Consider the following 25,527-nt stretch of genomic DNA (forward strand, 5'->3'; position numbering starts at 1 on the left):
CTCTCAGGCGTATCCCGCGGCCGTCAGCACCCTGGCCGCGACCTCGGGTACGGACTCCGACGTCACGTCCACCGTGAAGTCCGCGACCCCCGCCCGCTCCAGGATCGCGTCGAGCTCGCCCGAGCGGTCGAGGTGCCAGCGCAGCCCGTCCGGATCGTCCTGGTGGCGGTCGCGGAGCCGGCGGCGCACCTCGGGCAGCGCGACGCGCAGCCTGCACACGCGCAGGTCCATGCCCAGCGCCTCGCGATAGCGGTCCCGGTCCGCGACGGACTCGACCACGCCCGCGAGGAGCAGGCGATCCGCGCCAGCGGCCACGTAGTTCCGGGTCACGCAGGTCAGATTCCGCAGCAGCAGCTCGAAGTTGAACGGGTCGTCCTCCGGTCGCAGCCACGCCCGGCACAGCCAGTCGAGGTCCATGACGGCATGCGGCACGCCCGCACCGGTGAGCAGGTCACCGGCCGCGTCGGCGACGGATGTCTTTCCGGCGCCGACGGTGCCGGTGATCAGCAAGGCCTCGGGCATGCGACGGATCCTAGGCGATCATCAGTGGCGCGCCCTGCACCTCTCCCTTCAGCAGCTCGATCCGGTCGCCCGCGAACCGCTCACGAAAGCCGCGGTCATGCGAGACCGCGACCACGGCGCCCGCGTATCCGGCCAGCGCCTCCTCCAGCTGCTCCACGAGGTCGAGCGCGATGTGGTTGGTCGGCTCGTCCAGGATCAGCAGGTCGGCGGGGCGGGTGACGAGCCGCGCGAGTTCGAGCCGCCGCCGCTGGCCGATGGACAGCCCCGACACTGGCACCCGCAGGTCCTCCTCGCGGAAGAGGCCCAGCGCGAGCAGCTCGTCCGCGTGCTCCTCCGGCGGACCGGGGCGGCCGGACGCGTACGCCGAGAGCAGCGGCAGCCGTGAGGCGGCCGGGGCGAGCTCCTGCGCGAGATAGCCGATCCGGGGTGTCCTGCGTACGGTGCCCGCGTCCGGCTCCAGGTCCCCGGCCAGCAGCCGGAGCAGGGTGGTCTTGCCCGCGCCGTTGGGCCCGTTGACCAGCAGCCGCCGCCCGGGGCCGATCACCAGGCCGCCGATGCGCAGCCGGTCCCCCACCACGACGTCGGCGAGCTCGGCCACCGGCCCTTCGCCGCCCGCGGTCGCGAGCCCCGCCGTGAAGCGCAGCGGCTCCGGCGGCGCGGCCACCGGGTTCCGGCGGAGTTCCTCCAGGCGTTCACGGGCCGCGCGCACCTGCCCGCCCAGCTTGTTCTCGCTTGAGCGGCGGTGCTTGCCGAAGCCCTGCCGCGGGTCCTTGCCGGTGCCGGCGAGGCGCTGCCCCGCGGCCTCGACGAGGGCCTCCGTACGGGCGAGCTCGTCCACCCACTCCTGGTGGTCCTGCTCGCGCCGCCGCCGCTCCGCGGCCTTCGCGGTGCGATAGCCGGCCCACCCGTCCCCGTAGCGCGCGACCGACCGCGTATCGCGGTCGACTTCGAGAATCGTCGTGGCGATGCCCTCCAGGAAGCCGCGGTCGTGGGTGACCGCGACGACGGTGCCGTGGTGGCCGCGCAGGTGGTCCTCGAGCCAGCGCACGGCCGCCGCGTCGAGGTGGTTCGTCGGCTCGTCGAGCAGCAGCAGCTCGGGCGCCGCCGCCAGCACGCAGGCGAGCGCGAGCCGCGACTCCTCGCCGCCGGAGAGCGTGCCGAGGGTGCGGTCGCGGGTGATGTGGGCGAGGCCGAGCCCGTGCATGGCGGCGTCGACGCGGGCGTCGGCGGTGTAGCCGCCGCGGGCCTCGTACGCGCTGAGCAGGTCGCCGTACGCGGCCAGCGCGGCGTCGTCGGCCTCGCCGAGCGAGGCCTCCGCGGCGCGCAGCTCGCGCTCCATGGCGCGCAGGTCGGCGAGGGCCAGGTCGATGGCGTCCTGGACGGTGCAGGCCGGGTCGAGGCCGAGGGTCTGGGCGAGATGGCCGACGCCGCCGGGGAAGGCGACGGTGACCTCGCCGGAGTCCGGCTGCTCGACGCCGGCGAGCAGCTTGAGCAGCGTGGACTTGCCGGAGCCGTTCTCGCCGATCACGGCGGCCCGCTCGCCGGGGCGGACGGTGAAGGTGACCTGGTCGAGGACGGCGCGGGTGCCGTAGGCCTTGGCGGCGTCCTTTACGGACAGCTGGGCGACGGCGGCGGGCATGGTGGTATGGGCGCGTTCGCGCATGGGTTCTTTCCCTGAGGCTCAGAAGGAGGCAATACGGGCGTGCGTGACCGCGGCGCGGCTAGCGCGGCCGGGCCCGTGCTCAGAGAAAGAAGTAGTGACGCATGCCTCCACTGTACAAGACGTTACGTCTCGTCTTCCAGTCGGTTTCCCGGGGCGGCCTCGTGGAGTCCGTCACCCTCCGCGCCCCGGCTCAGCACCCCGGCCCTGATCCGGTCCCTGGCCTCGGGGTACGCGTCCGGCGTCGCAAACCCGACGCGGAAGGGCGGCCCGGTGTCGGCGTGCTGCGGCAGGTACTCCGCGTTCGTGACCCGCCACCCCCTCCCCCGCGGCGTGAAGGTGAAGCGGGCGGCCGAGCCGTCATTGCCCAGCTCCTTCTCCGGGCCGAAGCTGGCGACCTGGTCGCCGAGCCCGTAGACGACCCAGGTGCCGTTGACCTTCTCGTACGGCTGCGGGGTGTGGTTGTGCGTCCCGATGACCAGGTCGATCGCCTTGCGCCCTGCCTTCGTACGGGCCTTGGTGAGGCGGTCCGCCACCACGAGCTGCGTCCGGTCCGGCGCCTGCTGCCACTCGGTGCCCCAGTGCACGCTGACCACGACCAGGTCGGCGCCCGATCGCCGCGCGACGCGGGCGTCCGCGACGATCCGGCCGGTGTCGAGAAGGTTCACCGACCAGGGGCGGCTCGGCGGCGGGGTCTTGTCGTTGGTGTGCAGCGTGTACGACAGCTGCGCGACGCGCGCGCCGCCCGCCCGCAGCAGCGCGGGCTGGGCGGCCTCGTCCTTGCTGCGGCCGGTGCCCGCGTGCTTGACGCCGGCGTCGTCGAGCGCCACGAGGGTGCGGTCGATGCCGCCGGTGCCCTGGTCGAGCGCGTGGTTGGAGGCGGTCGAGCAGCCGTCGTAGCCGGTGTCGCGGAGGGCGGTGGCGAGCTGCGGTGGCGAGGCGAAGTCCGGGTAGCCGGCGAAGGGTCCGGCCTCCGGCGCGAAGGTCGTCTCCAGGTGGCAGAGCGCGATGTCCGCGTCCTCCACCACCGGCCGTACCCCCTCGAAAATCGGCCGGAAGTCATAGGCCCCGCCACCGTCGGCCTTCGCCTGAGCCATGATCGACGGGTACGGAATGATGTCGCCGGTCGCGAGCAGCGTGAAGCGATGGTGGTCCGCGGGCACGGGCACCGGCCGCTCAGGGGCGAGACCCCGGGACGGCGCCCCCGCCGCGGAGCTGATGAGCGCAATGCCCGCGGCGATGGCGGTGATGCTCGCCGCGGCCGTGGCCGCCATCCGTCCGCCGTCCCTCATGCCATCCAAGACTGCCGCCCCGAACGATTAGTACGACTGCCCGACGCGGCCCATTCCCCCTGATGGAGCACCTCCCGCCGCACCGCTTCGAACCTGTCTTCAAACCCCCGCCCCCCTGTGATCCGAAGCGCCGCTGCCGCACACTGGCCACCAGCACGAAGGGTGGTGGCCATGACCCGGCAGCACGTGAAGTGGCGGCTCGCCGCCTTCGCCGCGGGCGCGCTGCCCGCCCTCGCCTTCCCGGCCCCCGGGCTGTGGTGGCTGGCCTATGCCGCCGTGGTGCCGCTGCTGCTTCTCATACGGGCGGCCGGCACGCCGCGGCAGGCGATGCTGCTCGGGTGGTGCGGCGGGACCGGCTTCATGATCGCCGTGCATCACTGGCTGCTGCCGAGCCTGCACGTGTTCATCCTGCTCATCGGCGCCTTGCTCGGCGCGCTTTGGGTGCCCTGGGGCTGGCTCGCCCACCGGCTGCTGCGCGGCGAACCGGGTCCTTGGCGCGCCGTCGCCGCGGTCGTGCTGGTGCCATCCGGGTGGCTGCTCGTCGAGCTGGCCCGCTCGTGGGAGTACCTCGGCGGGCCGTGGGGGCTGATGGGCGCGAGCCAGTGGCAGGTGCCCGCGGCGCTGCGGCTGGCGTCGCTGGGCGGGGTGTGGCTGGTGGGGTTCCTGGTGCTGGCCGCCAACACGCTGCTGGTGCTCGCCGCTTCGGGGCGCCGGGCCCGTATCGCCGCCGCGGTCGCGCTCGCGGGCGGGGCCGTCGCGGTCTCCTCCGCGTGGGTGTGGGCGCCGCGGCCCGGCGACGCGGGCACGGCCCGTATCGCCGTCGTGCAGCCGGGCGTGGTGCGCGGCTACGAGGCACGCTTCGACCGCAGCGAGCGGCTGACCCGCGAACTCGCCGGTCGCGACCTCGACTTGGTCGTCTGGGGCGAGTCCAGCGTCGGCGCCGACCTGGCCGCCCGCCCGGACTTCCGCCGCCGCCTCGGCGCGCTGGCGCGGGAGACGGGCGCGGAGCTCCTCGTCAATGTCGACGCCCGCCGCTCCGACCAGCCCGGCATATACAAGAGCTCGGTGCTGGTCGGCCCGGACGCGAAGATCCGCGGCCGTTACGACAAGCAGCGCCTCGTCCCCTTCGGCGAGTACGTGCCCGCCAGGAAGCTCCTCGGCTGGGCCACCTCCGTCGGCAAGGCGGCGGGCGAGGACCGCAGGCGCGGCGAGGCCCCCGTGGTGATGCCGCTCGCGGACGGGCTCAAGACCGGGCCGCTGGTGTGCTTCGAGTCCGCCTTCCCGGACATGAGCCGCCACCTGGCCGGCGAAGGCGCCGACCTGCTGATCGCCCAGTCCGCGACCTCCACCTTCCAGGACAGCTGGGCCCCGCAGCAGCACGCCTCACTCGCCGCCCTGCGCGCCGCCGAGACCTGGCGCCCGATGGTGCACGCCACACTCACGGGGGTCAGCGCGGCGTACGGCCCGGACGGGGCCAAGGCGGGCGCCTGGCTGGGCACGGACGCGAGCGCCGCGGCCGTGTACGACGTGCCGCGCGGCTCCGGCACCAGCCCGTATGTCCGCTACGGCGACTGGCCGGTGGGCCTGGCGCTGGCCGCGGTCGCGGTCTTCTGCGCGGCGGAGGGAGTGCGCGCCTTCAGAGGGCGGGCGGCTCCTGGACCGACCGTACGACCCGCTCGCACAGCTCATGAGTGACCAGCGCGTCCGCCGCGCTCAGCACCTTCCCCGCCCGTACGGCATCGAGGAAGGCGAGCACCGCCTGCTCCAGCCCGCGCTGCCGGGCCACCGGCACCCAGTCGCCGCGGCGGCGGACGCTGGGCTGGCCCTTGTGGTCGATGATCTCGGCGAGATTGCGGATCTCGCGCTTGGTGTCGGCGCCGGAGACCTCGAGGATCTCCTCGGTGGAGCCCGACATGCGGTTCATGGCGCCGATGGCGGTGAAGCCGTCGCCGGAGAGGGTGAGCACGACCTGGTGCAGCAGTCCGTCGCGTACGCGGGAGCGCACGTCGATGTGCTCGACCGGGCCCGGGGCGAGGAAGCGGAGGGTGTCGGCCACGTGGATGAAGTCGTCGACGATGAAGCTGCGCGGGTCCTCGGGGAGGCCGACGCGGTTCTTCTGCAGGATGATCAGGTCGCGGGCGTGTTCCAGGCACTGCGCGTAACCGGGGGCGTAGCGGCGATTGAAGCCGACCATGAGGGACACGCCGCGGTCCTCGGCGAGACGGGCCAGCCGCTCGGAGTCGGCGAGTTGGCTCGCGATCGGCTTGTCCACGTAGGTCGGGACGCCGGCCTCCAGCAGCGCCGTGACCAGCTCGGGGTGGGCGGCGGTGGCGGCATGCACGAAGGCGGCGTCGAGGCCAGTGGCGAGGAGGTCCTCGATGGTGGTGTGGCGGTGTGCGGCCGGAATGCGGTACGTGTCGCCGATCTCGTCGAGGGTCGCCCTGGTGCGGGTCATCAGGTGCGGCACCAGGCCGGGCAGGGCGGTGAGCACGGGGAGATAGGCCTTCCGCGCGATGTCCCCGAGACCGATGATCCCCACCCGCAGCGCGTTGCCGCCCGCCATACGTCAGCCTCCTGAGCCGTTCCGCCGTGAGCTGGCAGCATACGGGGCGCCTTCGGCGCGGGAGCTGGGCGGCTTCCAGACGGCGATGCCGTCCATGCTGCGGAGCATCACGCCGGGGCCGAGGCGGGCGACGGCGGCGGTGAGGGCGTTGCGGAGCGCGACGGCGGGGGCGGCGCGGACGGTGGTGAGGCGGCCGGCCTGCGCGGAGCGGCGCACGATTGCCTGGGTGCGCGGGACGCGGTCGCGGGAGTAGGCGGCGAGGGCGTCGGGGAGCTCGGCGCCGCCCGTCACGTGGTGTGCGAGGACGACGGCGTCTTCGAGCGCCTGGTTGCCGCCCTGGCCGAGGCTCGGGGGCATGGCGTGCGCGGCGTCGCCGAGCAGCGCGGTGCGGCCGTGGTGGTAGGCGGGGAGCGGGGTGCGCAGGTAGCGGATGTCGTGGCGCAGCACCTCGTCGGGGCGGGCGGCGGCGATCAGTTCGGGGATCGGGGCGTGCCAGGCGCCGAAGCGGCGCAGCAACTCCTGCCGCTCGTCGTCGCGCGCCCGGCCACCCGCGGTGACGGCGGCGGTGCCGTACGCGTACACCCGCCCGTCCTTGAGTGGCTGGCTGCCCCACAATTCGCCCCTGCCCCAGGTCTCGTGCGGCTCGAAGCGCTGCTTCGGGGCCGGTACGACGATGCGCCAGGCGGTGAAGCCGGCGTAGGCCGGGGCGGGGTGGTCGGGGAAGAGGTGGGTGCGGACGGCGGAGTTGACGCCGTCGGCGGCGATGACGAGGTCGGCTTCGAGGCGTACGACGGCGTCGGGCGCGGCGGCAGCCACGGCGGCGGCGGGCGCGGGGTCGATGCCGGACTGGCCGCTCGCCCCGGCCACGCTGGCCTCGCCGCTGCCCCCGGCCGCGTCACTCGCCCTGGCCGCGTCACTCGCTCTGGCCACGCCGCCCTCGCCGCTCACCCCGGCCGTGCCGCTCCCCCCGGCCACGCTGCCCTCGCCGCTCACTCCAGCCACGTCACTCGCTCTGGCCACGCCGCCCTCGCGACTCACTCCGGCCACGCTGCTCACTTCGGCCACGTCGGCCATGCCAACCACGTCGCTCTCGTCGGCCTCGCCGACCTCGCCGCCCAGCTCGACCACCGCCCGCCGATCCGCCGAGCCCGCATCGACGAGCCGGGCGGGCGTCCCCGTTCTGACCAGCCCCGCGGGAAGTTCGCCCGCGAGCAGATCCACCAGCTCCGCGCGATGCAGCATGGCGATGCCGCCGCCGAAGCGTTCCTCCGCGGCGGCGGTGTCCGTACGGGCCAGCCAGCGGCCGCCGGCGGTGCGCAGGCCGCCGCTGCCGTGCCAGGCCGCGCGGTCGCGGACGGTGTCGCCGAGGCCGAGCGCGTCGAGGGCGCGCTGGCCGTTGGGCGCGACGGCGATGCCCGCGCCCACCGGCCGCAGCGACGCGGCGCGTTCGGCGACCGTCACCCGCCAGCCCGCGCGGTGCAGTGCGATCGCGGCGGTGAGGCCGCCGATGCCCGCGCCGATGACGACGGCGTGCGGTGCTGATTCGCTCATGATCCCGCTCCCCCTCACTACATCCGTAGTGTCACCGTACTACAGATGTAGTACACTCGGCTAAGATCACCCCATGAACCCCCGCCAGGAAGCCGTCGCCGACGCCGCGCTCGCCCTCCTCGCCGAGCGCGGCATGCGCGGCCTCACCCACCGCGCCGTGGACGAGCAGGCGGGCCTGCCCGCGGGCGCCACCTCGAACGTCGCCCGCAGCCGCGCCGCCCTCCTCGAACTGGCCGTACACCGCCTCGCTGTCCGCGAGGGCCGGGTGCTCGCCGTCAGCGAACTCCCCGCCGGCGACGGCGGCGTGACCGCCCTCGCCGACGCGCTCGCCCTCGCCCTGCATCGCTCGCTGACGGGGCACCGGGACCTGATGGTGGCGCGATACGAGCTGGCGCTGGAGGCCACCCGGCGCCCGGAGCTGCGCGCGATCTACGACCGCGCGGGCCGGCTCTTCCGTGAGATGACCGAGGCGATGCTGCGCTCCGCCGGTGCCGCGGATCCTGCGCGGCAGGCGCTGTCGCTGGTGGCGTGGTGCGACGGGATCCTCTTCACCTGCGCGGCGGGCTCGTACCACGGCGAGCGCGTGACGCGCCGGGAGCTGCGGGAGCGGGCGGAGGAGCTGCTGCGCGGCATGCTGCCGTGAGTAAACCCGGCGCCCTTTGGCTCACCCCTGCGGGGAATTCCCAAGTGCCCGATTTCACCGCAGTGTTACCGCGTGCACTCAAAGCCCGCAGCCGCGCTGCTCTGCGCCGCGGCCGTCGCCGCCGTCGCCACCGGGTGCGTCGCCGCCAAGCCGGGGCCCGTCCCGGCGCCGGACGCCTCGCGTCCCCGGCCCGCCGCCGGTGAGCTGCCCCACCCGCAGGTGCTGCCGGGCCCCGGCCGCGAGTCCATCGCCACGGTCGGCCCGGCCCCGCGCCGCTCCCCCACCCCGCGCTCCGCGGCTCCGGAACGGGCCGCCTCCCCCGCTCCGGAGCACGCGGCCCCCAGGCGGACACCCTCCGACACGGCACCGGCTCCGGCGCCGCGCCAGTCCGATCCGCCGGCGGCCCGCGCCGATATCTGCACGCTGGGGCGGGAGTACGGGGGCTGGCCGGCGGACAGCGATCAGGCGCGGATCTGCCGGGATGCGTACGGGACTTCGGCGCGGTAGGCGCGCGGGCTCGATGTGCGCGAACGCGCGGAGGGCAGCGCGCGATGGGCGAGCCGGCCGGGGGGACGCGCGCAATGGGCGAGCCAGCAGAGCCAGCCGGACCGGCCGGGCCGGCAGCGCCAGCAGCACCAGCAGCGCCAGGCCGCTCCTACCGCCGCCGGACCCCGCCCGCTACGACGGCGCCATCCCCTCCAGCCGCGCCGCCAACCGCCCGATCCCCGCCCGCACCCCGGCCGCGAAGTCGCCGTCCCCGGCCCGGCCCGCGGCCACCCGCGCCTCCGCCAGCTCCCGCCGCGCCTCCGCAATCCGCCCCAGCCGCGCATAGTCCGCGGCCAGCCGCAGATACAGTGCCGGGTAGAAGCCACGCACCGCGGACTCGTCCGCCGCCCCGCGAGCCGCCTGCAGCGCCCGCAGGTCCCAGGCGAGCGCGTCATGCGCATCGTCCTGCACCCCGGCGAGGTAGTAGGCCAGCAGGCACTGCTGCACCGCATCCCCGTCCGCCCCGAGCTCGGCCCACAGCCCACCGAGCCGCTCCCGCGCCATCGCGCGGTCCCCGCCCCGGTGCAGCATCACCGCCTGCCCGATCCGCATCGGCATTCCGGCCCCGGGCCCGGCCTCGGCTTCCGCTTCATCGCGCACGGGTACGACGCTAGCCGCCGACGGGGCCGCTTTCGGTGAGGCGTACGGACGCGGCCAGGATGTGTCCGCTGACGCCGAGCAGCGAAGGCGCGGTCTCGACCGCGCGCAGCGCGTCAAGCACCAAGGCCCGCCGCTCCGGGTGATCGAGGTGCTCCTGTATGTCCCGCATCAGCCAGGCAGCCCCCTCCAGCCCCCGCACTACGACCTCCCCGAACCCGGCCTCCCGGAATTCCGGCTCCAGCTCCGCGGGGTCATGGAGATACGCGGTGGTGAACAGCCGCTTGGCGGACAGCAGCCCGTCCCCGGTGGCGCTGTCGATCATCTCGCGCGTGTCGGGGTTGAAGTAATTGCCCGTCAGCAGATTGTCGTGCAGCGCCGCATACCGGCTGATCGCCGCCGCCGCGACCACACCCCCAGGACGTACGGCCCGCCGCGCCTCCGCCAACACCCGCACCCGGTCCGCCCGCGCGGGCAGGTGATACAGCGGCCCGAGGGCAAGCACGGCGTCGTACGCCGCATCGGCCACATCAAGCTGCCGCGCGTCGCCCACCCAAGCCGTCACCCCGTCCAGCCGCGACGCCTGCTCGACGTGCAGCGGCACGGGGTCGACGAGGTCGACGGCGTATCCGTCCTCCGCCAGCCACTCGGCATGCACGCCGCTGCCGCCACCCACGTCGAGCACCCGGGCCGGCGCCGCGGGCAGCACCCGGCGCAGCACATCCTGGGTGCGATAGAACTCCAGCCGGGAGCCGGCATGGGTCTCGGCGCGCAGCCGCCCGTCCTCCTTGCCCTGCTCGTAATAGGCGAGTACGTCGCGGTCGAAGCCCTCGGGCGGGCGCGGCTCCGCGGCGGCCGTCACGGGATCCGCCAGTCGACCGGCGGGTGCCCCTGCGCCGCGATGGCCTTGTCGATCTGCGAGAAGGGCCGCGAGCCGTGGAACTTCTTCGCCGACAGCGGCGACGGATGCGCGCCCTGCACCGCCACATGCCGCTCGGTGTCGATCAGGCCGAGCTTCTTCTTCGCGTAATTGCCCCAGAGGACGAAGACCGCCGGGTCCTGGCGCCGCGCCACCGCATGGATCACCGCGTCGGTGAAGCGCTCCCAGCCCTGCCCCTTGTGCGAGTTCGCCTCACCGGCGCGGACGGTCAGCACCGCGTTCAGCAGCAGGACGCCCTGCTGCGCCCAGGGCATCAGATAGCCATGGTCCGGCACCGGCACGCCCAGGTCGGCGTGCAGCTCCTTGTAGATATTCCGCAGCGACGGCGGGATGCGCACCCCCGGCCGGACCGAGAAGCACAGGCCGTGGCCCTGCCCCTCGCCGTGATACGGGTCCTGGCCGAGGATGAGCACCTTCACGTCGTCATACGGCGTGGCGTCGAGGGCGGCGAAGACCTCCTCGCGGGGCGGATAGACCGGCCCGCGGGAGCGCTCTTCCGCCACGAACTCGGTGAGCTCCTTGAAATACGGCTTCTCGAGCTCCGCGCCGAGCACGGGCATCCAGGATTCCGGCAGCATGCGGAAACCCTATGCGACACCACTGACAGCGCTATGCAACCCCGGCGTTGAGGAACAGCCCGCCGTCCGCCACCAGCGTCTGCCCGGTGATCCACTCCGCGCCGTCCGAGGTGAAGTACGCGGCCGCGGCCCCGATGTCCGCGGGCACGCCCAGCCGGCCCATCGGATAGCGGCTCGCGACCTCCTCCTCGCGGCCCTCGTAAAGCGCCGTCGCGAACTTGGTCTTCACCACCGCGGGCGCGATCGCGTTCACCCGGACGCGCGGCGCGAACTCGTGCGCCAGCTGCTCCGTCAGGTTGATCATCGCGGCCTTGCTGACGCCGTAGACGCCCACGAACGGCGAGGCGCTCACGCCCGCCACCGAGGCGATGTTGACGATCGCGCCGCCGTGCTCCGACTGCCACGCCTTCCAGGTCTGCTGGGCGAAGCCGAGCGCCGAGATCACGTTCGTCTCGAAGACCTTGCGGGCCACCGCCAGGTCCACGTCCGCGATCGGGCCGAACACCGGATTGGTGCCCGCGTTGTTGACCAGGAAGTCGACCCGGCCGAACGCCTCCATGGTGCGCTCGACGGCCGCCGCCTGGTGCGCCTCGTCGTGCGCCTTGCCGGGGATGCCGATGGCCCGGTCGGCGCCGAGCCGCTCGACGGCCTCCTTGAGGGCGTCCTCGTTACGGCCCGTGATGGCCACCTTGTCGCCGCGGGCGACCAGCGCCTCGGCGACGCCGTAGCCGATGCCGCGGCTGGCGCCCGTGATGAGCGCGACCTTTCCGCTGAGCTCAGTCATCGTCGTATCCCCTTCAGTTCAGCGGTCCGCCGGCGACGTACATGACCTGGCCGGAGACGAAGCCGGCCTGCTCGCCCGTGAAGAAGGCGATGGCGTTGGCGATGTCCTCGGGACGGCCGACGCGCTGCACCGGGATCTGGGTGGCGGCGGCGGCCTGGAAGTCCTCGAAGCCCATGCCGACGCGCTCGGCGGTGGCCTTGGTCATCTCGGTCACGATGAAGCCCGGCGCGACGGAGTTGGCGGTGACGCCGAACTTGCCGAGCTCCTTGGCGAGGGTCTTGGTGAAGCCCTGCAGACCGGCCTTGGCCGCCGAGTAGTTGACCTGGCCGCGGTTGCCCAGCGCCGAGGACGAGGAGAGGTTGACGATGCGGCCGAAGCCGGCGTCGACCATGTGCTTCTGGCAGGCCTTGGACATCAGGAAGGCGCCGCGCAGGTGCACGTTCATGACCGTGTCCCAGTCGTCGGCGCTCATCTTGAACAGCAGGTTGTCGCGGAGCACGCCGGCGTTGTTCACCAGCACGGTCGGCGCGCCGAGCTCGGCCGCGACGCGCGCGACGGCCGCCTCGACCTGCGCGCTGTCGGATACGTCACAGCCGACGGCGATGGCCTTGCCGCCCGCCGCGGTGATCTTCTCGACGGTGTCCTTGCAGGCCGCCTCGTCGAGGTCGAGTACGGCCACGGCCCGGCCCTCTTCCGCCAGCCGGACGGCCGTGGCGGCGCCGATTCCCCTGGCCGCGCCGGTGACGATCGCGACCCGCTGTTCCGTGGTGGACATGCTGCTTCTCTCCTCGCCCTGGATGGTGAGCAACCGCTTAGTACGCTCCGCAGAGGTGACGCTAGAAGTCCGGCCGCGCCCTGTCAACGCCGGGTGGCGGTGGGGCTACGCACGAGTAGCTCCAGCAGTCGGTCGGCCTCCGCCTCGGGATCGTCCGTCAGTCCGGTGTGTACGGGCCCGGGCTGGACCACGGTCGACCGCGGCGCGATCAGCCACCGGAAGCGGCGGCCGGCGTCGTCACCCGCGGCCTGCCCGGCGCCCGTACCGCCGCAGCAGACGCCCTCGACGGCGCGCAGCGCCGCCCGTACGCCCTCGACATCCGCCTCGGGATCGAGGGCGAGCAGCCGCTGCTCGTCCAGGTGGGTGCGGGCCGCGACCAGGGACTTCGCCCGGCTGTAGACGAGCACCCCGGCGTTGATGCACTCCCCGCGCTCGACCCGCGGCACGATGCGCAGCAGCGCGTACTCGAAGACGTCGCGCTTGACCGGCGCCCTCACTTGCGCCCCCTCTGCGGCAGCTCGGCGGCCAGCCAGGCGGGCACCTTCGACGGGCCGTCCTCGGACGGCTTTCCGAGGGTGATGCGATCGCGGATGTCCGTACGGGCGAGGAGCGTGCGCACATACGCGGCGCGCAGCTCGTCCGGGGAGTCGAAGCCGGGCTCGTCGGCCAGCCATTCGTCCGGGACCAGCTCGGTGACCTCGGTCAGCAGCTTCTCCGTGACCTGCGGCGCGAGCTCGGCGGCCGCGGCGTCGAGGTCGGGGGCGAAAGGGCTGAGGACGTGGTCGGAGGCGTCGTAGGGCTTGGCGGCCGCCGCCTCGGCGCCGGGCCAGTTGTGGTGCCAGATCATGGTGGCGCCGTGGTCGATCAGCCACAGCTTCCGGTGCCAGAGCAGCAGATTCGGGTTGCGCCACGACCGGTCGACGTTATTGATCAGCGCGTCGAACCAGACGACCTGCCCCGCCTCCTCGGCGCTCACCTCGAAGGCGAGGGGGTCGAAGCCGATCGAGCCGGGCAGGAAGTCCATCCCGAGGTTCAGCCCGCCGCTCGCCTTCAGCAGGTCCTGCACCTCTTCGTCCGGCTCGGCGAGCCCGATCACCGGATCGAGCTGCATCCGCACCAGCTCGGGCACCCGCAGCCCGAGCCGCCGCCCGAGCTCCCCGCAGATCACCTCGGCGACGAGCGTCTTGCGCCCCTGTCCCGCGCCGGTGAACTTCATCACGTACGTGCCGAGATCGTCGCCCTCGACGATCCCGGGCAGCGATCCGCCCTCGCGCAAGGGCGTGACATAGCGGGTGGCGGTGACTTCTCTGAGCATGCGCCGATAGTAACCGAGCGTGATCAAATCTCCGCGTTCAGGCTGTCGTTCATCGAGTCGAAGGCCACGCGTACGCACCGCGGCAGCTCGGCCGGCGTGCACTCCGGCAGCCACTGGCCGTACGCGCAGCGCCAGGCCGCGACGCAGAACTCCAGCGCGAGCCGGTGCTCCAGGGTGTCCGGGAGGCTGAGGAGCCGGTTGACCTCGCCCTGGATCTCGTCGCAGTGCCGCAGCGAGAAGCCGTTCAGCGCGGGTGACTCGTCGATGAGCTTCAGGGTGGCGGAGAAGCGCGGGAACCAGCCGGCGTCCATGCGCTCCAGGGTGGCGAGCATCGTGTCGCGGAATACATCCGCCAGCCGCCCGCCGCCCCCTTCCCGATCACGCTCGGCCAGGCACTCCAGGAAGGTGCCCCACAGCTCCTTTACGGCGGTGAGCGCCACGTCCTCCTTCGAGCGGTAGTTGCGGAAGAAGGTGCGGCGCGAGACCTCCACCTGCTCCAGGAGCGCGTCCAGCGGCGTGCCGTCGAAGCCGCGCTCGGTGAAGAGCTCGACGGCGGTGTCGGCGAGTGCCTGCCGGGTGCGCTGCTTCTTGCGTTCCCGCAGGGAGGGGGGAGTGGTCACCGGGCCAGCATAGCCGGATTGCGCCGGTGGGGCGTGTGCTACGTTAAGGCAAACGCCACACTGTGGCACTTTCTGAGAGATGAGACTGAGGAGACCCTCCTGTGCGTGCCCTCGTTGTCGACCACAGCGCCCCGGCCCACCTCGCCCTCGGCGACGTACCGGACCCGATACCCGCCCCGAACGAGGCGCTCGTACGGGTCGAGGCGGCCTCACTCAACTACGGCGAGGTGAAGACCGCCCACGATCCGGCCGCCGTGGCGGGCGAGGTGATCGGCTGGGACGCGGCCGGCACCGTGCTCAAGGCCGCCGCGGACGGGTCGGGCCCCGCGGCCGGCACCCGCGTCGTCACCGTCGGCGTCACCGGCTGGGCGCAGCTGCGCGCGGTCCCCGCCACCCGCCTCGGCGTCGTCCCGGACGGCGCGGACCTCGGCGCGATCAGCACCATCCCGGTCGCAGGGCTCACCGCCCTGCACGTCCTGCGCCGGCTCGGCCAGCTGGTGGCCCGCCGCGTCATGATCACCGGCGCCACCGGGGGCGTCGGCCGCTACGCGGTCCAGCTCGCCGCCCGCGCCGGCGCCGAGGTGGTGGCGATCAGCCGGGATCCGGCCCGCGCGGAGGAGCTGCGGGAGCTGGGCGCCCACGAGGTGCTGGCCGATCCGGCGGCGGTCGGGCGGCCGGTGTACGGGGTGCTGGACAACGTCGGCGGCCGCCAACTGGTCGACGCCTTCGCGGCGGTGGAGGCACACGGCTCCCTGGTGAGCGTCGGCCGCAGCTCCGGCGCCGACTCCGTCTTCCCGCACACCGCCCTGCAGGGCAACGAGGGCCGGCACGACCGCTCCATCCGCACCTTCTTCCTCTACGGCGAGCCGGACACCGACTTCTCCGCCGACCTGACCTGGCTGGCCGCCGAGGTCGCCGAGGGCCGCCTCGACCCGGGCATCACCTGGCGCGGTCCCTGGACCCGGTACGCCGAGCCCGCCGAACGCCTCCTCGCCGGCCAACTCCGCGGCAAGGCCGTCCTGGAGATCGACTGAGGCGGTTGAACGCACCGGAAGTCTCCTGCGTATCCGGAGGTGAACCGTCCCCACGCAGGAGGTCACCAATGACGCACCACCGCAAACCCCCGCATGTCACCGCCCGCAGGACCGTCGTCGCGGCGGCCGGTGCCGCGGGGCTCGCCGCGGCCTTTGCGGCCTGTGGGGACAGTGACTCCGGCAACGGCGGCGGCTCGGGCAACGACACCGAGCCGGAGGAAAAGCCGCAGGACGAGGAGGCCCCGGAGGAGGACAAGAGCGAGGAGCCCGGCTCCGGCGGGAAGCAGCTGGGCAGCGCGGCCGACGTGCCGGTCGGCGGCGGCATGGTCTTCAAGGACGCGAAGGTCGTGATCACCCAGCCGGAGGAGGGGAAGTTCATGGGCTTCTCGGCTGTCTGCACCCACCAGGGCTGCACCGTCGGCGAGGTGGCCGACGGCACGATCAACTGCCCCTGCCACGGCAGCAAGTACGCGATCGCGGACGGCAGCGTCAAGAACGGCCCCGCCACCAAGCCGCTCGACAAGGTGCAGGTGCGGGCCGAGGGCGGAAAGCTGCGCCAGGCCTGATCAGCCCGCCGGCTGCCCGCGCGGCGCCCGCTTCCAGGCGGCGAGCACATCGCGCGTGGTGGTCACGGTCGCGACCAGCGCGAGCGTGTTACGGACCATCTGAGCCGTGTAGTCGGCGGGCACCCCCGCTATCGCATCGCCCGGCACCACCGCCGTATAGCCGAGGTTGACCGCGTCGAAGACGGCGTTCGGGATGGCCACGTTCGCGGATACGCCCGTGACGACGAGGGTGCGGCAGCCGAGGTTGCGCAGCAGCGGGTCCACGTCCGTACCGGCGATCGGGGACAGCCCGTGCAGCCGCCGGACCACGAGGTCCTCGTCGGCGAGCGGGATGGGCGCCGCGAGGCGGACCGCGGTGGTGCCGGACAGCTGCTGCACGGGCAGCCGTTCGGCGGCGCGGAAGAGCCGGGCATTGCGGTTGGCGCCGCGGCCGTCCGGGCGGCGCTCGGCGACGGCGTGCAGCACCTGCACGCCGGTCTCGTGCGCGCCCGCGACGAGCTGCGCCACATTGTCGAGGGCGCCGGACGTCCGGGCGGCCTGGGCCAGTTCGGGCAGCGCGCTGTCCGCGCCGACGACGCCGTTCTGGCACTCCACGGTGAGCAGGACGCAGGTGACCGGGTCGAGCTGCTCGGCCAGGCGGTCGTCCGACGGCATGGCGTTCCCCCTTGTCGCGTGGACCGAAGTGGCTACATGCTTAGCTGACGCCCAGTCAGATGTCACGACCGACTGCAGAGAAGGCGGGTACGTTCATGCCCCTCACCCGGCAACAGAAGCGCGGCCGCCGGATCATGATGACCCAGGAGGAGCTGGACGACTTCCTCGCCGCGCAGCGCACCTGCCGGGTCGCGACGATCGGCGCGGACGGAGCCCCGCACGTCAGCCCGCTCTGGTACGCCTGGGACGGCGAGGCGCTGTGGCTGTACTCGATCACCCGCAGCCGCCGCTGGGCTCATCTGCGGGCGAATCCGCGGGTGTCGGTGGTGGTGGACGCCGGCCACGAGTACGGCGAGCTGCGCGGCGCCGAGCTGTCCGGCGTCGTGGAGCAGGTCGGCGAGGTCCCGCGTACCGGCGAGCCCTGCCCGGAGCTCGAAGCCATCGAGCCGCTCTTCTTCCGCAAGAACTTCGGCGTCGACGAGGCGCTCCACGACGGACGCCACGCATGGCTGCGCCTGCGGCCCGAGTCGATCACGACCTGGGACTTCCGCAAGATCTAGGACGCACGTCAGATACCGAGACCAGCGCCCGTCAGCTGCAGCGCGGAGATCGCCGCCCGGATGGACGGGCGGCGGTCCGCGTCCGAGCGCCAGATGGCGTAGATGTGCCGCCGCATGGTGTTGCGCACGGGGATGCAGCGCACCCCCTCCGGCACCGGGCCGCGCCCGAGCCGCGGCGTGACCGCCACGCCCAGCCCCGCCTCGATCAGCGCCAGCTGCGTGTGGTGCTCCTCCGCCGTATGCGCGATCCGCGGCTCGATGCCCTTGCCGCGCAGGGTGAACATCAGCCAGTCGTGGCAGAACTCCCCGTCCGGCCAGGAGATCCAGTCGTCCTCGGCGAAGTCCTCCAGGTCGACCTCGGACCGGCCGGCGAGCGGATGATCCGCGGGTACGGCGACATCCGCCACGTCGTCCAGGATCGCCTCGCGCGCGAGACCGGCCGGCAGCGGCAGCCGCTTGTTGTACCAGTCGAGCACCACGGCGATATCCGCGTCGCCGCGCACCACCGCCGGCACGGACGCGTCCGGCTCCATCTCCTGCAGCCGCGCCCGCAGCTGCGGATGCGCCGCCCGCAGCGACGCCAGCGCCGCCGGGAACAGCCCGCGCGCCGCGGTCGGGAAGGCCGCCGCCCGCAGCTCACCGACCGCCTGCCCACGATGCGCCTCCAGGTCCGCCTGGGCGACCTCGACCTGCGACAGGATCCGGTCGGCGTGCTCCGACAACAGCCGGCCCGCGTCGGTGAGCCGCACCCCGCGCCCGTTCTTGGCCAGCAGCTGCTGCCCGGCCTCCCGCTCCAGCTTGGCGAGCTGCTGCGAGACGGCGGACGTCGTGACATGCAGCCCCTCGGCCGCCGCGCTGACCGAGCCGTGCCGGGCGACGGCGGAGAGGGTGCGCAGGCGCTCCAGGTTCAACATGTAAGCGATGCTACGCGATAGGTCTCACGAAATCTCGCTTGTGCTAAGAGGTCGTGGCCGGTCACCGTAGCCTTATGACCACGGCAGTCCCCACCCCGAAGACCCGGTTCCGCCGGGCCCCCGCGCCGCCACCCGCCTCCCCGGCTCAGGGCGCGCCCGCTCCCCGCCCCTCCGTCGACTGGCGCATCCGCTTCGCGGTGCTCTCGCTGATCTGGGGCTTCAGCTTTCTCCTGATCAAGGTGGGCACCGAGGGTTACGCCCCGCTGCAGGTGACGCTCGGGCGGATGGTCTTCGGCACGGCCGTACTCATGGCGGCGCTGCTGGCGAAGCGCGAGCGCCTGCCGCGCACGCCCAGGGTCTGGGCGCACCTGTCGGTGTCGGCCTTCTTCCTGAACGCCCTCCCCTTCTCCCTCTTCGCCTACGCCGAGCAGACCATCCCGTCGTCGCTCGCCGGCATCTGCAACGCCACGACGCCCTTGTGGGGCATGGCCCTGTCGGTGGTCGCGCTGTCGGAGGACCGCCCGACGCGCCGCAAGGTCGCGGGCCTGGGCATCGGCTTCGCAGGCGTCCTGGTCGTCCTCGGCGCCTGGCAGGGCTTCTCGGGCCACGATCCCGCGGGCGTCCTGATGGCGCTGGGCGCCTCGGCTTCGTACGCGATCGGCTGGCTGTACGTCCGCCGCAATCTCGCTGCCACGGGGCACTCGAACCTGGCCCTGTCGAGCGCTCAGCTGCTGCTGGGCACGGTGCAATTGGTGATCGCGACGGCGGCCTTCACGCCGCTGCCGAGCAGCTACCCGCTGGTGCCGCTGCTGGCGATCTTCGCGCTGGGCGCCCTGGGCACGGGCATCGCCTTCCTGCTCCAGTACGGCATCGTGGCCGAGGTCGGCCCGACGACGGGAACGATGGTGACGTACTTCGTCCCCCTGATCGCCACGATCGCGGGCGTCGCCGTCCTGGGCGAGGCCCTGAAGTGGAACACCCCGGCGGGCGCCCTGATCATCCTGGCAGGCGCCGCCCTGACGCAGCTAAAGCCACGAGCCCGCAGCACTTAACTCCCCCCTCTCGGGGGCAGGCGTCCCGCTGGGCGGGACGGGTGGGCCCGGACGTTTCGCGCAGCCGCCAAACCCACTCGCACCGAGCACGACTCGGCTATACGTAGCGCCGCGCCGCCCCCGGCGTAGCCGCCGCGGCCAGGGCGTCGGCCAGCGGGCCAAGATCCTCCGCGGCCAACCCCGACACCGTCGCCCGCACCGCAGGCCCCGACCGCAGCCGAAAGCGCGCCCCCGGCGCCACCGCCCACCCAGCCGCCACCAGCCGAGCCACGGCAGAAGTCTCGTCCGGCACCGGCACCCACACATTCATCCCGCTACGCCCATGCGCCACCACCCCCCGCTCGGCAAGCGCCGCAAGCAGCGGGTCCCGCCGCGCCGCGTACGCCGCGGCGACCGCACCCGCGTCCACCGCGCCCGTACGCCACAGGTGCACCAGCGCGTCCTGCAGGAGATGACTCACCCAGCCGGGGCCGAGCCGTAGCCGCCCCGAGAGCCGGTCCACGCTCTCCGCGTCGCCGGTCAGCGCCGCGACCCGGAGGTCGGGGCCGTACGCCTTCGCCGCCGAGCGCACAAGCGCCCAGTGCTCCGTCACGCCCGCGAGCGGGTGCAGCGGCAGGTCGACGATCCCGTGCCCGTGGTCGTCCTCGATCAGCAGCACCCGCGGATACCGCGCCAGCACCTCGCGCAGCTCCGCCGCGCGGGCCGCGCTCACCGCCGCACCCGTCGGATTCTGCGCGCGGTCGGTCACCACCAGCGCGCGGGCGCCCGCGGCGAGGGCCCGCTCTGTCGCCTCGGGCAGCGGGCCGTCGTCGTCGAGGGCGACGGGGACGGTGCGCAGACCGAGCGCCGGCACCAGGTCGAGCAGCGAGCCCCACCCGGGGTCCTCGATGGCGACGGCGTCTCCGGGGCGGAGATGCGCCGCCAGCAGCCGTTCGATGGCGTCGAGCGAGCCGGCGGTCGCCGCCACCGGGCCCGCCGGGATGCCGTCCGCGTCGAAGGCGGTCCGCACCGCCGAGGCGAACTCCTCCGTCAGTGCCGCGTCCCCGTAGAGCGTCGGCCGCCGCGCGGCCCGCTCCGCCGCGGCCGCCAGCGCGTCAGCAAGCGACGGCAGCAGCGCAGGATCCGGATTCCCCTTCCCCACGTCCCGCACCCCGGGCGGCGCCTCGACCACCACCTGCTCGCGCGCCGTGGTCGAAGGCCGCGGCCGTACGCGACTCCCCCGCCGCCCCGCGGTCTCGATCACCCCCCGCTCCCGCAGCGTGCGGTACGCGGCCGCGACCGTGTTCGGATTGACGCCGAGCTCGCCCGCCAACTCCCGCATGGGCGGCAGCACTTGCCCGGGCTTCAGCGCGCCCGAACCCACCGCCGCCTCAATGTCCGCCGCAATGTCTGCTGCACGCGACCCGCTGATCCGATACTCTCCTAGCACAAAGCACAGTATGCACTAATGCAATGGAGAGCACCAATGAGCAGCAGCGGCAGCTATGCCCCGTCCGAGCGGACCGTCCCCACCCGGGCCAAGGAGCGCGCGTCGTACGACAAGGAGCTCGTGCACGGGATCCTCGACGAGGGCTACCTCTGCCACCTCGGCTTCGTCCGCGACGGCGCGCCCGTCGTGCTGCCCACCCTCTACGGTCGCGTCGGCGAGACGCTCTATGTGCACGGCTCCACCGGCTCCCGCCCGCTGCGGGCCGCTGGCCAGGCCGAGGACCCGGGCCTGCCGGTGTGCCTGACCGTCACCCATGTCGACGGCCTGGTGCTCGCCCGCTCCGGCTTCCACCACTCCATCAACTACCGCTCGGTGGTCGTCCACGGCACCGCCCGCCCCGTCATAGGCGACGCCGGCCGGCGCGAGGCGCTCGACGCCCTGGTCGAGTACATCGTCCCCGGCCGCACCACGGATGCCCGCGGCGCCAACGCCAAGGAACTCGCCGCCACCGCGGTCCTGTCCATCGACCTGAGCGAGGTCTCGGCAAAGGTCCGCAGCGGCGGCGTCAACGACGAGCCGGAGGACTACGAGCTCCCCTACTGGGCCGGCGTCGTCCCGGTCCGCACCGTCTATGGCACCCCCGAGCCCGACACCCGCCTCGCCCCCGGCACCGAGGTGCCGCAGCACATCGCCGAACTCGTCGCCGCCAGGAGCTGACCGTGCTGATCCACCCCTGGGACACACCCCGCGACGACGCCGAGTGGCAGCGGTGGCTCGCCGCCCGCGACTTCGGCCAGCTGGCGGTGAACGGCCCGCCCGGCGAGCCGCCGCTCGTCCAGCCGCTGCACTTCGCGTACGAGCCGGAGCGCGGCGAGATCGTCACCCACATCGCGCGCCCCAACCCTCTCGGCGACGCCCTCGCGGCCGCCCCCGAGGTGCTGCTCAGCGTCGTCGACGACTACGCGTACATCCCGGGCCCGTGGAAGGCCGAGGGCGACGCCCCGCCGGAGCACGGCGTGCCCACCAGCTTCTACGCCGCCGTGCAGCTCCGCTGCACCGCCGAGGTCATCGATGACCCGGAGGGCAAGGCGGAGCTGCTGCGCCGGCAGATGGGGCACTTCCAGCCGGCCGGGGATCACGCGCCGGTGGCGGTCGGCGCATCCCCGTACGGCCGGCTGCTGTCCGGGATCCGCGGCATCCGGCTCCAGGTGACGGGCGTACGGGCCAAGTTCAAGTACGCCGCGAACAAGCCCGAGCCGGTCCGCGAGCGGATCGGGCGGCGGCTGGCGGAGCGCGGGGCGCCGCTGGATGCCGCCGCCCGGGAGCACGTCATGCGCTCGCTCGCGGACGAGCCGCCGTCAGACCGCTGACGGCAGCGAACCCCTGGCCGCGGCGGCCGTCCTGGCCTCGGCGAAGGCGAGGGCGGTGACCGCGGCCAGCAGCAGCACCGTGCCGGAGAGGGTGGCCGCGGTCAGCCGCTCCCCCAGCAGCCCCACGGCGATGGCGGCGGCGCTGACCGGCTCGATCAGCATGATCACGGAGACGGTGGTGGAGCGGACCACGGCGGCGCCCGCGAAGTACAGCGCGTAGCCGAGCGCCGTCGGCACCGCCGACACGTACGCGAGCAGCACGATCACCCGCCCGAGGTCGGCGGCGTGCGGAAGCAGCCCCTCGGCCGCGGCGAGCGGGGCGAGGACGAGGGCGCCGATGACGAAGGCCCAGAGCGTGGTCTGCAGCGCGTCGGTGCCGCCCGCGCGGCCCATGCGGCGGGTGAGCAGCGTGATCGAGGCGTAGCCCGAGGCCGACAGCAGCGCGAGGGCGATGCCGAGCGGCTTCACGGTGGTGGCGTCGCCGCCGATGACCAGCACCGCGAGCCCGGCGAGGGCGCAGCCGACGGCCGCGAGGCCGCCGCGGCCGAGGTGCTCGCGCAGGAACAGCCGGGCGCCGATCGCGATGAGTACGGGCCCGGCGCCGAGCGTGACGACGGTGCCGACGGCGAGTCCGGTCGCCTCCACCGCCCCGAAGTACGCCGTCCAGAACAGCGCCATGCCGACACCGGTGACGGTCAGCCGCAGCACCCGCCGGCGGCGCGGCTCGGCGACCGCCGCCGCGACAGCGGCGCGCTCCTGACGCCGGCGCGAGCCCATGGCCCGTACGGCAAGGAGCAGGGCGAGGCCGCCGAGATAGCGGTAGAAGGACAGGGCGATGGGGCCGATGTCGCTGGACTCGTACACCAGGGACGCGGCGCCGCCCGAGGTGCCCCAGGCGGCGCCGGCGACGATCAGATAGAGGAGCCCGCGGGCTACGGGCAGGGGTGAGGTGGGTGTGGCAGACACGTGAGTTCTCCGCGCAAGGAAGGGAAGTGGTCGGCTGGTCCCGTCTGCGGGCAGCAGCGACCGGCACGGGGCGGCGCGTCAGTGGTGGACGGAGGCCCCGCGGCTTCCTGGTGCAGCCCGCCTTACGCGGCGGGGGGCGGGAGAACGAGCGTGAGAGGCATGGGGCCGACCTTAAGCGCCGGTCGTTGGCTGGGGCAACTTCTCGCCGTCGGCCGCTTCCTCGCCCCGCGCCCCGGCCACCGGCTCCTCCGCGGCGGGCTTCGGGGCGGACGACTGGGCGATGAAGGCGCCCGCCAGCACCACGGCGCCGCCGATGAGCTGCGGCGCGGTCAGGTGCTCGTCGAGCAGCACCCAGGCGAGCACAGTCGCGATGACCGCCTCCAGGCAGGCCACCACCCCGGCCACCTGCGGCGACAGCCGCCGCACGGCGACCACGCCGGTGAGGTACGCGACCACCGTCGCCACCAGCACGATCCAGGCGGCGAGCGCCCAGGCGGGGGTGTCGGTGCCGCCCATGTCGGCGGCGCCGGTAAGCAGCCCGAAGTCCATGTTCCAGGGCCGCGCGATGACGGTGAGGACGGCGGCGCCGACCAGCAGCCCGTACGCGATCACGCCCATCGGGTCGGGGGCGTCGCTGCCGTCGCTGCCGTGGTCGGAGAGGACGAAGTAGCCGACCTGGCAGCAGGCCGCGCCCAGGGCGAGGGTCAGCCCGATCGCGTCGAAGCCCAGGCCGGACCAGATCTCCACGACACAGGCGAGCCCCGCGACCGCGAGCACCACGCCGACCGCGGCGGCCCGGGTCACCGGGCGGCGCTGTACGAAGCGCACCCAGCCGAGCACCAGCGCGGGGGCGAGGTATTCGATCAGCAGCGCCACACCCACCGGGATACGGGAGATGGCGGCGAAGTAGCAGGCCTGCACGCCCGCGACGGCGAGGAGGCCGAAGCCGGCGAGCAGCGCGGGTCGGGTGCGGACGAGATCGCGGTGGCGCCAGGCTAGCGGCAGCAGCACCAGCGCGGCGCCGGTGATCCGGATCCATACGACGTGCAGCGGGTCGAGCCCCGCCTCGATCAGCGGCTTCGCCGCCACACCTGAGCCGCCGAACGCGAAAGCCGAAACCAGCGCGAGCGTCAGCCCGGCGCTCCTCCCCTGTGCCGTCTGCATGCGCACATCCTGGCATCCGGCCGACAGGAGTGTCACGCCGGTAGCACCTGACAGCGGACTCGGCGACGTACTTGCGCGCAGAAAGGGGCAGATATCCGGAAAAGCAACGTCTGGGTGGTGATGAACCATGAAGCCGATCCGCACCCGCGCCGCCCTCGCCGCAGTGGCCGCCGCGGGGTTACTGGCCTCGGGATGCGCGCAGACCGCCAACAGCCGGATGGACAGCCAGGGTCAGGTGGCGGCAGGCGGCACCGACGGCACCCCCTGGTGCGCCACGCGCGACCTCTCGGCCTCGCTCCGGCAGCTCAACCCGGCCGCGGGCAACCGCTACACCGTACTCGTCCTCACCAACACCTCCGGCCACAGCTGCCGCACGCAGGGCTGGCCGGGGCTGCAGCTCGTCGACGCCGACGGCCGCAATCTGCACACGATGGTGATCCGCGACCGCACCCGCACGCCGCGACAGCTCACCCTGACGCCGGGCGACAGCGCCTGGAGCGGCCTGCACACGACACAGGTCCCCGGCGAGGCCGATCCGGCGGACGGCGGCTGCCCGCCGGTCCCGGAGAAGCTGGAGGTCATCCCGCCGGACAGCCGCTACCGGCTGAAGGTCGCGTGGGTGGCGGGCGAGGTGTGCAACTGCGGCCGGATCGATGCCTGGCCGCTGCAGGAGGGGTGGGGGCCGCGGGACTGACGACGAGAGCCGGGGCGGTTAGCGCCCGCCCCGGCTCCGTACTGTCTTGTCACGCTTCTTCGTCACGCTTCCTCGTCCTCTTCGGCGAGGATCAGATACAGCTTCTTGCGCGCGTCGTTGATGACGGTCAGCGCCTTCTCGCGCTGCTCCGGTGTGCCGGAGGTGTAGGCCTGGCGGAACGCCTCGGCGAGGGCCATTCCGGCCTGGCCGATCTCCTGCATGGCCTCCCAGTCGACGCCGCGGCCAGCCGCCTCCCAGGGCGCCTCCGGGGCCTGCTCGGCCTCGGTGCGACCTGCGTCGGTCAGCGAGAACAGCTTCTTGCCGCCCTCGGTCGCGCTGCTGATCAGGCCCTCGTCCTCGAGCAGCTGCAGCGTCGGGTAGACCGAGCCGGGGCTCGGCTTCCACGCGCCGCCGCTGCGCTCGGCGATCTCCTGGATCATCTCGTAACCGTGCATGGGCCGGTCCTTGAGCAGCGCCAGGATCGACGCCCTGACATCACCCCTGCGGGCGCGCCCTCGCGGGCCACCCCGGCCTCGACCACCCCATCCCGGCCCACCGAAGGGCCCGAAGGGCGGCGCGAAGGGGCCAAAGGCCTCGCGCGCTTCGCGTCGAAATTCGCTGCCATATCCGTGTCGGTGTCCATGAGCTCGCATGGTTCTCTCCTATCACTGAAGGGTTTGTTGATCTGTCGCGTATCACTCGCGATGCCTCAACGATATATCGGTAACGTTCGGAACG

The 25,527-nt window shown here is 73.4% G+C and carries 29 protein-coding genes; 10 read left to right on the plus strand and 19 right to left on the minus strand.

The window, feature by feature from the left end:
- Window positions 1-3: 3 nt before the first annotated feature.
- From ACNNMR_RS03640 to ACNNMR_RS03650, 3 genes are all read right to left on the minus strand, one after another.
- Window positions 4-522 (minus strand): hypothetical protein, encoded by a 519-nt coding sequence (locus ACNNMR_RS03640; protein ID WP_420000662.1) that lies wholly within the window; start codon window positions 520-522, stop codon window positions 4-6.
- 10 nt (window positions 523-532) lie between these two features.
- A complete protein-coding gene (gene abc-f / locus ACNNMR_RS03645) occupies window positions 533-2,161 on the minus strand; it encodes a ribosomal protection-like ABC-F family protein (protein ID WP_420000250.1) in 1,629 nt (542 codons plus the stop codon).
- Window positions 2,162-2,307: 146 nt separating this feature from the next.
- The gene (locus ACNNMR_RS03650) at window positions 2,308-3,474 is read right to left on the minus strand and encodes a CapA family protein (RefSeq protein ID WP_419993036.1); all 1,167 of its coding nucleotides are present in this window, start codon (window positions 3,472-3,474) and stop codon (window positions 2,308-2,310) included.
- A 171-nt stretch (window positions 3,475-3,645) separates the two neighbouring features.
- Between ACNNMR_RS03650 and lnt the strand changes: the two genes are divergently transcribed.
- Window positions 3,646-5,169 (plus strand): apolipoprotein N-acyltransferase, encoded by a 1,524-nt coding sequence (gene lnt, locus ACNNMR_RS03655; RefSeq protein ID WP_419993037.1) that lies wholly within the window; start codon window positions 3,646-3,648, stop codon window positions 5,167-5,169.
- Here the strand turns inward: lnt and ACNNMR_RS03660 are convergent.
- Together ACNNMR_RS03660 and ACNNMR_RS03665 are read right to left on the minus strand one after the other, a co-directional pair.
- Window positions 5,111-6,019, minus strand: a complete 909-nt coding sequence (locus ACNNMR_RS03660) for a Gfo/Idh/MocA family protein (protein ID WP_420000251.1) — start codon at window positions 6,017-6,019, stop codon at window positions 5,111-5,113. The two genes, lnt and ACNNMR_RS03660, sit on opposite strands and share 59 nt — an antisense overlap.
- 21 nt (window positions 6,020-6,040) lie before the next feature.
- Window positions 6,041-7,588 (minus strand): FAD-dependent monooxygenase, encoded by a 1,548-nt coding sequence (locus tag ACNNMR_RS03665; RefSeq protein ID WP_419993038.1) that lies wholly within the window; start codon window positions 7,586-7,588, stop codon window positions 6,041-6,043.
- Window positions 7,589-7,661: 73 nt separating this feature from the next.
- Here ACNNMR_RS03665 and ACNNMR_RS03670 point away from each other — a divergent pair, with 73 nt between their 5' ends.
- Together ACNNMR_RS03670 and ACNNMR_RS03675 are read left to right on the plus strand one after the other, a co-directional pair.
- On the plus strand, window positions 7,662-8,231 hold the full coding sequence (locus ACNNMR_RS03670; protein ID WP_419993039.1) for a TetR/AcrR family transcriptional regulator: 570 nt from the start codon (window positions 7,662-7,664) through the stop codon (window positions 8,229-8,231).
- 72 nt (window positions 8,232-8,303) lie between these two features.
- Window positions 8,304-8,738: a hypothetical protein gene (locus tag ACNNMR_RS03675; protein WP_419993040.1), complete on the plus strand. Its 435-nt coding sequence runs from the start codon at window positions 8,304-8,306 to the stop codon at window positions 8,736-8,738.
- A 171-nt stretch (window positions 8,739-8,909) separates the two neighbouring features.
- Here the strand turns inward: ACNNMR_RS03675 and ACNNMR_RS03680 are convergent, their stop codons facing one another.
- The 8 genes from ACNNMR_RS03680 to ACNNMR_RS03715 all read right to left on the minus strand — a co-directional run bounded on the left by ACNNMR_RS03680 (window position 8,910) and on the right by ACNNMR_RS03715 (window position 14,386).
- On the minus strand, window positions 8,910-9,377 hold the full coding sequence (locus ACNNMR_RS03680; protein ID WP_419993041.1) for a hypothetical protein: 468 nt from the start codon (window positions 9,375-9,377) through the stop codon (window positions 8,910-8,912).
- A gap of 10 nt (window positions 9,378-9,387) precedes the next feature.
- On the minus strand, window positions 9,388-10,236 hold the full coding sequence (locus tag ACNNMR_RS03685; RefSeq protein WP_419993042.1) for a class I SAM-dependent methyltransferase: 849 nt from the start codon (window positions 10,234-10,236) through the stop codon (window positions 9,388-9,390).
- Entirely contained in the window at window positions 10,233-10,892 is a 660-nt protein-coding gene (gene ung, locus ACNNMR_RS03690) for a uracil-DNA glycosylase (protein ID WP_419993043.1), read from the minus strand. The genes ACNNMR_RS03685 and ung overlap by 4 nt, the downstream gene beginning before the upstream one ends.
- Window positions 10,893-10,923: 31 nt before the next feature.
- On the minus strand, window positions 10,924-11,676 hold the full coding sequence (locus tag ACNNMR_RS03695) for an SDR family oxidoreductase (RefSeq protein ID WP_419993044.1): 753 nt from the start codon (window positions 11,674-11,676) through the stop codon (window positions 10,924-10,926).
- Between the two features lie 13 nt (window positions 11,677-11,689).
- On the minus strand, window positions 11,690-12,451 hold the full coding sequence (gene fabG / locus ACNNMR_RS03700) for a 3-oxoacyl-ACP reductase FabG (RefSeq protein ID WP_165244217.1): 762 nt from the start codon (window positions 12,449-12,451) through the stop codon (window positions 11,690-11,692).
- Between the two features lie 83 nt (window positions 12,452-12,534).
- Window positions 12,535-12,948: a DUF3037 domain-containing protein gene (locus ACNNMR_RS03705; protein WP_419993045.1), complete on the minus strand. Its 414-nt coding sequence runs from the start codon at window positions 12,946-12,948 to the stop codon at window positions 12,535-12,537.
- On the minus strand, window positions 12,945-13,766 hold the full coding sequence (locus tag ACNNMR_RS03710; RefSeq protein ID WP_419993046.1) for a HipA family kinase: 822 nt from the start codon (window positions 13,764-13,766) through the stop codon (window positions 12,945-12,947). The genes ACNNMR_RS03705 and ACNNMR_RS03710 overlap by 4 nt, the downstream gene beginning before the upstream one ends.
- A 23-nt stretch (window positions 13,767-13,789) precedes the next feature.
- Window positions 13,790-14,386 carry a TetR/AcrR family transcriptional regulator gene (locus ACNNMR_RS03715; protein ID WP_419993047.1) on the minus strand — a complete coding sequence of 199 codons (597 nt, stop codon included), beginning with the start codon at window positions 14,384-14,386 and terminating at the stop codon, window positions 13,790-13,792.
- Between the two features lie 101 nt (window positions 14,387-14,487).
- Between ACNNMR_RS03715 and ACNNMR_RS03720 the strand changes: the two genes are divergently transcribed.
- Complete coding sequence (locus ACNNMR_RS03720) at window positions 14,488-15,420, plus strand: zinc-binding dehydrogenase (RefSeq protein ID WP_419993048.1); 933 nt, start codon at window positions 14,488-14,490, stop codon at window positions 15,418-15,420.
- A gap of 68 nt (window positions 15,421-15,488) precedes the next feature.
- Window positions 15,489-15,986, plus strand: a complete 498-nt coding sequence (locus ACNNMR_RS03725) for a Rieske (2Fe-2S) protein (RefSeq protein ID WP_419993049.1) — start codon at window positions 15,489-15,491, stop codon at window positions 15,984-15,986.
- Here ACNNMR_RS03725 and ACNNMR_RS03730 read toward each other — a convergent pair whose 3' ends face one another.
- Window positions 15,987-16,640 (minus strand): cysteine hydrolase, encoded by a 654-nt coding sequence (locus ACNNMR_RS03730; RefSeq protein ID WP_419993050.1) that lies wholly within the window; start codon window positions 16,638-16,640, stop codon window positions 15,987-15,989.
- 95 nt (window positions 16,641-16,735) lie between these two features.
- Between ACNNMR_RS03730 and ACNNMR_RS03735 the strand changes: the two genes are divergently transcribed.
- Complete coding sequence (locus tag ACNNMR_RS03735; RefSeq protein WP_419993051.1) at window positions 16,736-17,200, plus strand: pyridoxamine 5'-phosphate oxidase family protein; 465 nt, start codon at window positions 16,736-16,738, stop codon at window positions 17,198-17,200.
- Window positions 17,201-17,208: 8 nt separating this feature from the next.
- Here the strand turns inward: ACNNMR_RS03735 and ACNNMR_RS03740 are convergent, their stop codons facing one another.
- Complete coding sequence (locus ACNNMR_RS03740) at window positions 17,209-18,114, minus strand: LysR family transcriptional regulator (protein WP_419993052.1); 906 nt, start codon at window positions 18,112-18,114, stop codon at window positions 17,209-17,211.
- 74 nt (window positions 18,115-18,188) lie between these two features.
- On the opposite strand from ACNNMR_RS03740, the gene ACNNMR_RS03745 reads away from it, so the two are divergent.
- On the plus strand, window positions 18,189-19,166 hold the full coding sequence (locus ACNNMR_RS03745) for a DMT family transporter (protein WP_419993053.1): 978 nt from the start codon (window positions 18,189-18,191) through the stop codon (window positions 19,164-19,166).
- A gap of 97 nt (window positions 19,167-19,263) precedes the next feature.
- Here ACNNMR_RS03745 and ACNNMR_RS03750 read toward each other — a convergent pair whose 3' ends face one another.
- Window positions 19,264-20,595, minus strand: coding sequence for an aminotransferase class I/II-fold pyridoxal phosphate-dependent enzyme (locus tag ACNNMR_RS03750; protein ID WP_419993054.1), 1,332 nt, complete (start codon window positions 20,593-20,595; stop codon window positions 19,264-19,266).
- A 36-nt stretch (window positions 20,596-20,631) separates the two neighbouring features.
- Between ACNNMR_RS03750 and ACNNMR_RS03755 the strand changes: the two genes are divergently transcribed.
- Both ACNNMR_RS03755 and ACNNMR_RS03760 read left to right on the plus strand, forming a co-directional pair.
- Window positions 20,632-21,312 (plus strand): pyridoxamine 5'-phosphate oxidase family protein, encoded by a 681-nt coding sequence (locus ACNNMR_RS03755; RefSeq protein WP_419993055.1) that lies wholly within the window; start codon window positions 20,632-20,634, stop codon window positions 21,310-21,312.
- Window positions 21,313-21,314: 2 nt separating this feature from the next.
- Entirely contained in the window at window positions 21,315-21,965 is a 651-nt protein-coding gene (locus ACNNMR_RS03760) for an FMN-binding negative transcriptional regulator (RefSeq protein ID WP_419993056.1), read from the plus strand.
- On the opposite strand, the gene ACNNMR_RS03765 is transcribed toward ACNNMR_RS03760, so the two are convergent.
- Window positions 21,954-22,931 (minus strand): DMT family transporter, encoded by a 978-nt coding sequence (locus ACNNMR_RS03765; protein WP_419993057.1) that lies wholly within the window; start codon window positions 22,929-22,931, stop codon window positions 21,954-21,956. The genes ACNNMR_RS03760 and ACNNMR_RS03765 overlap by 12 nt on opposite strands.
- 171 nt (window positions 22,932-23,102) lie before the next feature.
- Window positions 23,103-24,095, minus strand: a complete 993-nt coding sequence (locus ACNNMR_RS03770) for an EamA family transporter (protein WP_419993058.1) — start codon at window positions 24,093-24,095, stop codon at window positions 23,103-23,105.
- A 127-nt stretch (window positions 24,096-24,222) separates the two neighbouring features.
- Between ACNNMR_RS03770 and ACNNMR_RS03775 the strand changes: the two genes are divergently transcribed.
- Window positions 24,223-24,789, plus strand: coding sequence for a DUF4232 domain-containing protein (locus ACNNMR_RS03775; RefSeq protein ID WP_419993059.1), 567 nt, complete (start codon window positions 24,223-24,225; stop codon window positions 24,787-24,789).
- 62 nt (window positions 24,790-24,851) lie between these two features.
- Here ACNNMR_RS03775 and ACNNMR_RS03780 read toward each other — a convergent pair whose 3' ends face one another.
- Complete coding sequence (locus ACNNMR_RS03780; protein WP_419993060.1) at window positions 24,852-25,442, minus strand: PadR family transcriptional regulator; 591 nt, start codon at window positions 25,440-25,442, stop codon at window positions 24,852-24,854.
- Between the last annotated feature and the right edge of the window lie 85 nt (window positions 25,443-25,527).

Origin of the sequence: Streptomyces boninensis (assembly GCF_048572725.1) — a bacterium.
Classification (GTDB): Bacteria; Actinomycetota; Actinomycetes; order Streptomycetales; family Streptomycetaceae; genus Streptomyces; species Streptomyces boninensis.

Excerpts from the sequence above, each read along its gene's own strand:
- ACNNMR_RS03640 (WP_420000662.1), bottom strand. The coding sequence starts at position 522 with ATGCCCGAGGCCTTGCTGATCACCGGCACCGTCGGCGCCGGAAAGACA.
- abc-f (WP_420000250.1), bottom strand. The coding sequence starts at position 2,161 with ATGCCCGCCGCCGTCGCCCAGCTGTCCGTAAAGGACGCCGCCAAGGCC.
- ACNNMR_RS03650 (WP_419993036.1), bottom strand. The coding sequence starts at position 3,474 with ATGAGGGACGGCGGACGGATGGCGGCCACGGCCGCGGCGAGCATCACC.
- lnt (WP_419993037.1), top strand. The coding sequence starts at position 3,646 with ATGACCCGGCAGCACGTGAAGTGGCGGCTCGCCGCCTTCGCCGCGGGC.
- ACNNMR_RS03665 (WP_419993038.1), bottom strand. The coding sequence starts at position 7,588 with ATGAGCGAATCAGCACCGCACGCCGTCGTCATCGGCGCGGGCATCGGC.
- ACNNMR_RS03670 (WP_419993039.1), top strand. The coding sequence starts at position 7,662 with ATGAACCCCCGCCAGGAAGCCGTCGCCGACGCCGCGCTCGCCCTCCTC.
- ung (WP_419993043.1), bottom strand. The coding sequence starts at position 10,892 with ATGCTGCCGGAATCCTGGATGCCCGTGCTCGGCGCGGAGCTCGAGAAG.
- ACNNMR_RS03695 (WP_419993044.1), bottom strand. The coding sequence starts at position 11,676 with ATGACTGAGCTCAGCGGAAAGGTCGCGCTCATCACGGGCGCCAGCCGC.
- fabG (WP_165244217.1), bottom strand. The coding sequence starts at position 12,451 with ATGTCCACCACGGAACAGCGGGTCGCGATCGTCACCGGCGCGGCCAGG.
- ACNNMR_RS03710 (WP_419993046.1), bottom strand. The coding sequence starts at position 13,766 with ATGCTCAGAGAAGTCACCGCCACCCGCTATGTCACGCCCTTGCGCGAG.
- ACNNMR_RS03725 (WP_419993049.1), top strand. The coding sequence starts at position 15,489 with ATGACGCACCACCGCAAACCCCCGCATGTCACCGCCCGCAGGACCGTC.
- ACNNMR_RS03730 (WP_419993050.1), bottom strand. The coding sequence starts at position 16,640 with ATGCCGTCGGACGACCGCCTGGCCGAGCAGCTCGACCCGGTCACCTGC.
- ACNNMR_RS03735 (WP_419993051.1), top strand. The coding sequence starts at position 16,736 with ATGCCCCTCACCCGGCAACAGAAGCGCGGCCGCCGGATCATGATGACC.
- ACNNMR_RS03740 (WP_419993052.1), bottom strand. The coding sequence starts at position 18,114 with ATGTTGAACCTGGAGCGCCTGCGCACCCTCTCCGCCGTCGCCCGGCAC.
- ACNNMR_RS03745 (WP_419993053.1), top strand. The coding sequence starts at position 18,189 with ATGACCACGGCAGTCCCCACCCCGAAGACCCGGTTCCGCCGGGCCCCC.
- ACNNMR_RS03755 (WP_419993055.1), top strand. The coding sequence starts at position 20,632 with ATGAGCAGCAGCGGCAGCTATGCCCCGTCCGAGCGGACCGTCCCCACC.
- ACNNMR_RS03770 (WP_419993058.1), bottom strand. The coding sequence starts at position 24,095 with ATGCAGACGGCACAGGGGAGGAGCGCCGGGCTGACGCTCGCGCTGGTT.
- ACNNMR_RS03775 (WP_419993059.1), top strand. The coding sequence starts at position 24,223 with ATGAAGCCGATCCGCACCCGCGCCGCCCTCGCCGCAGTGGCCGCCGCG.
- ACNNMR_RS03780 (WP_419993060.1), bottom strand. The coding sequence starts at position 25,442 with ATGCGAGCTCATGGACACCGACACGGATATGGCAGCGAATTTCGACGC.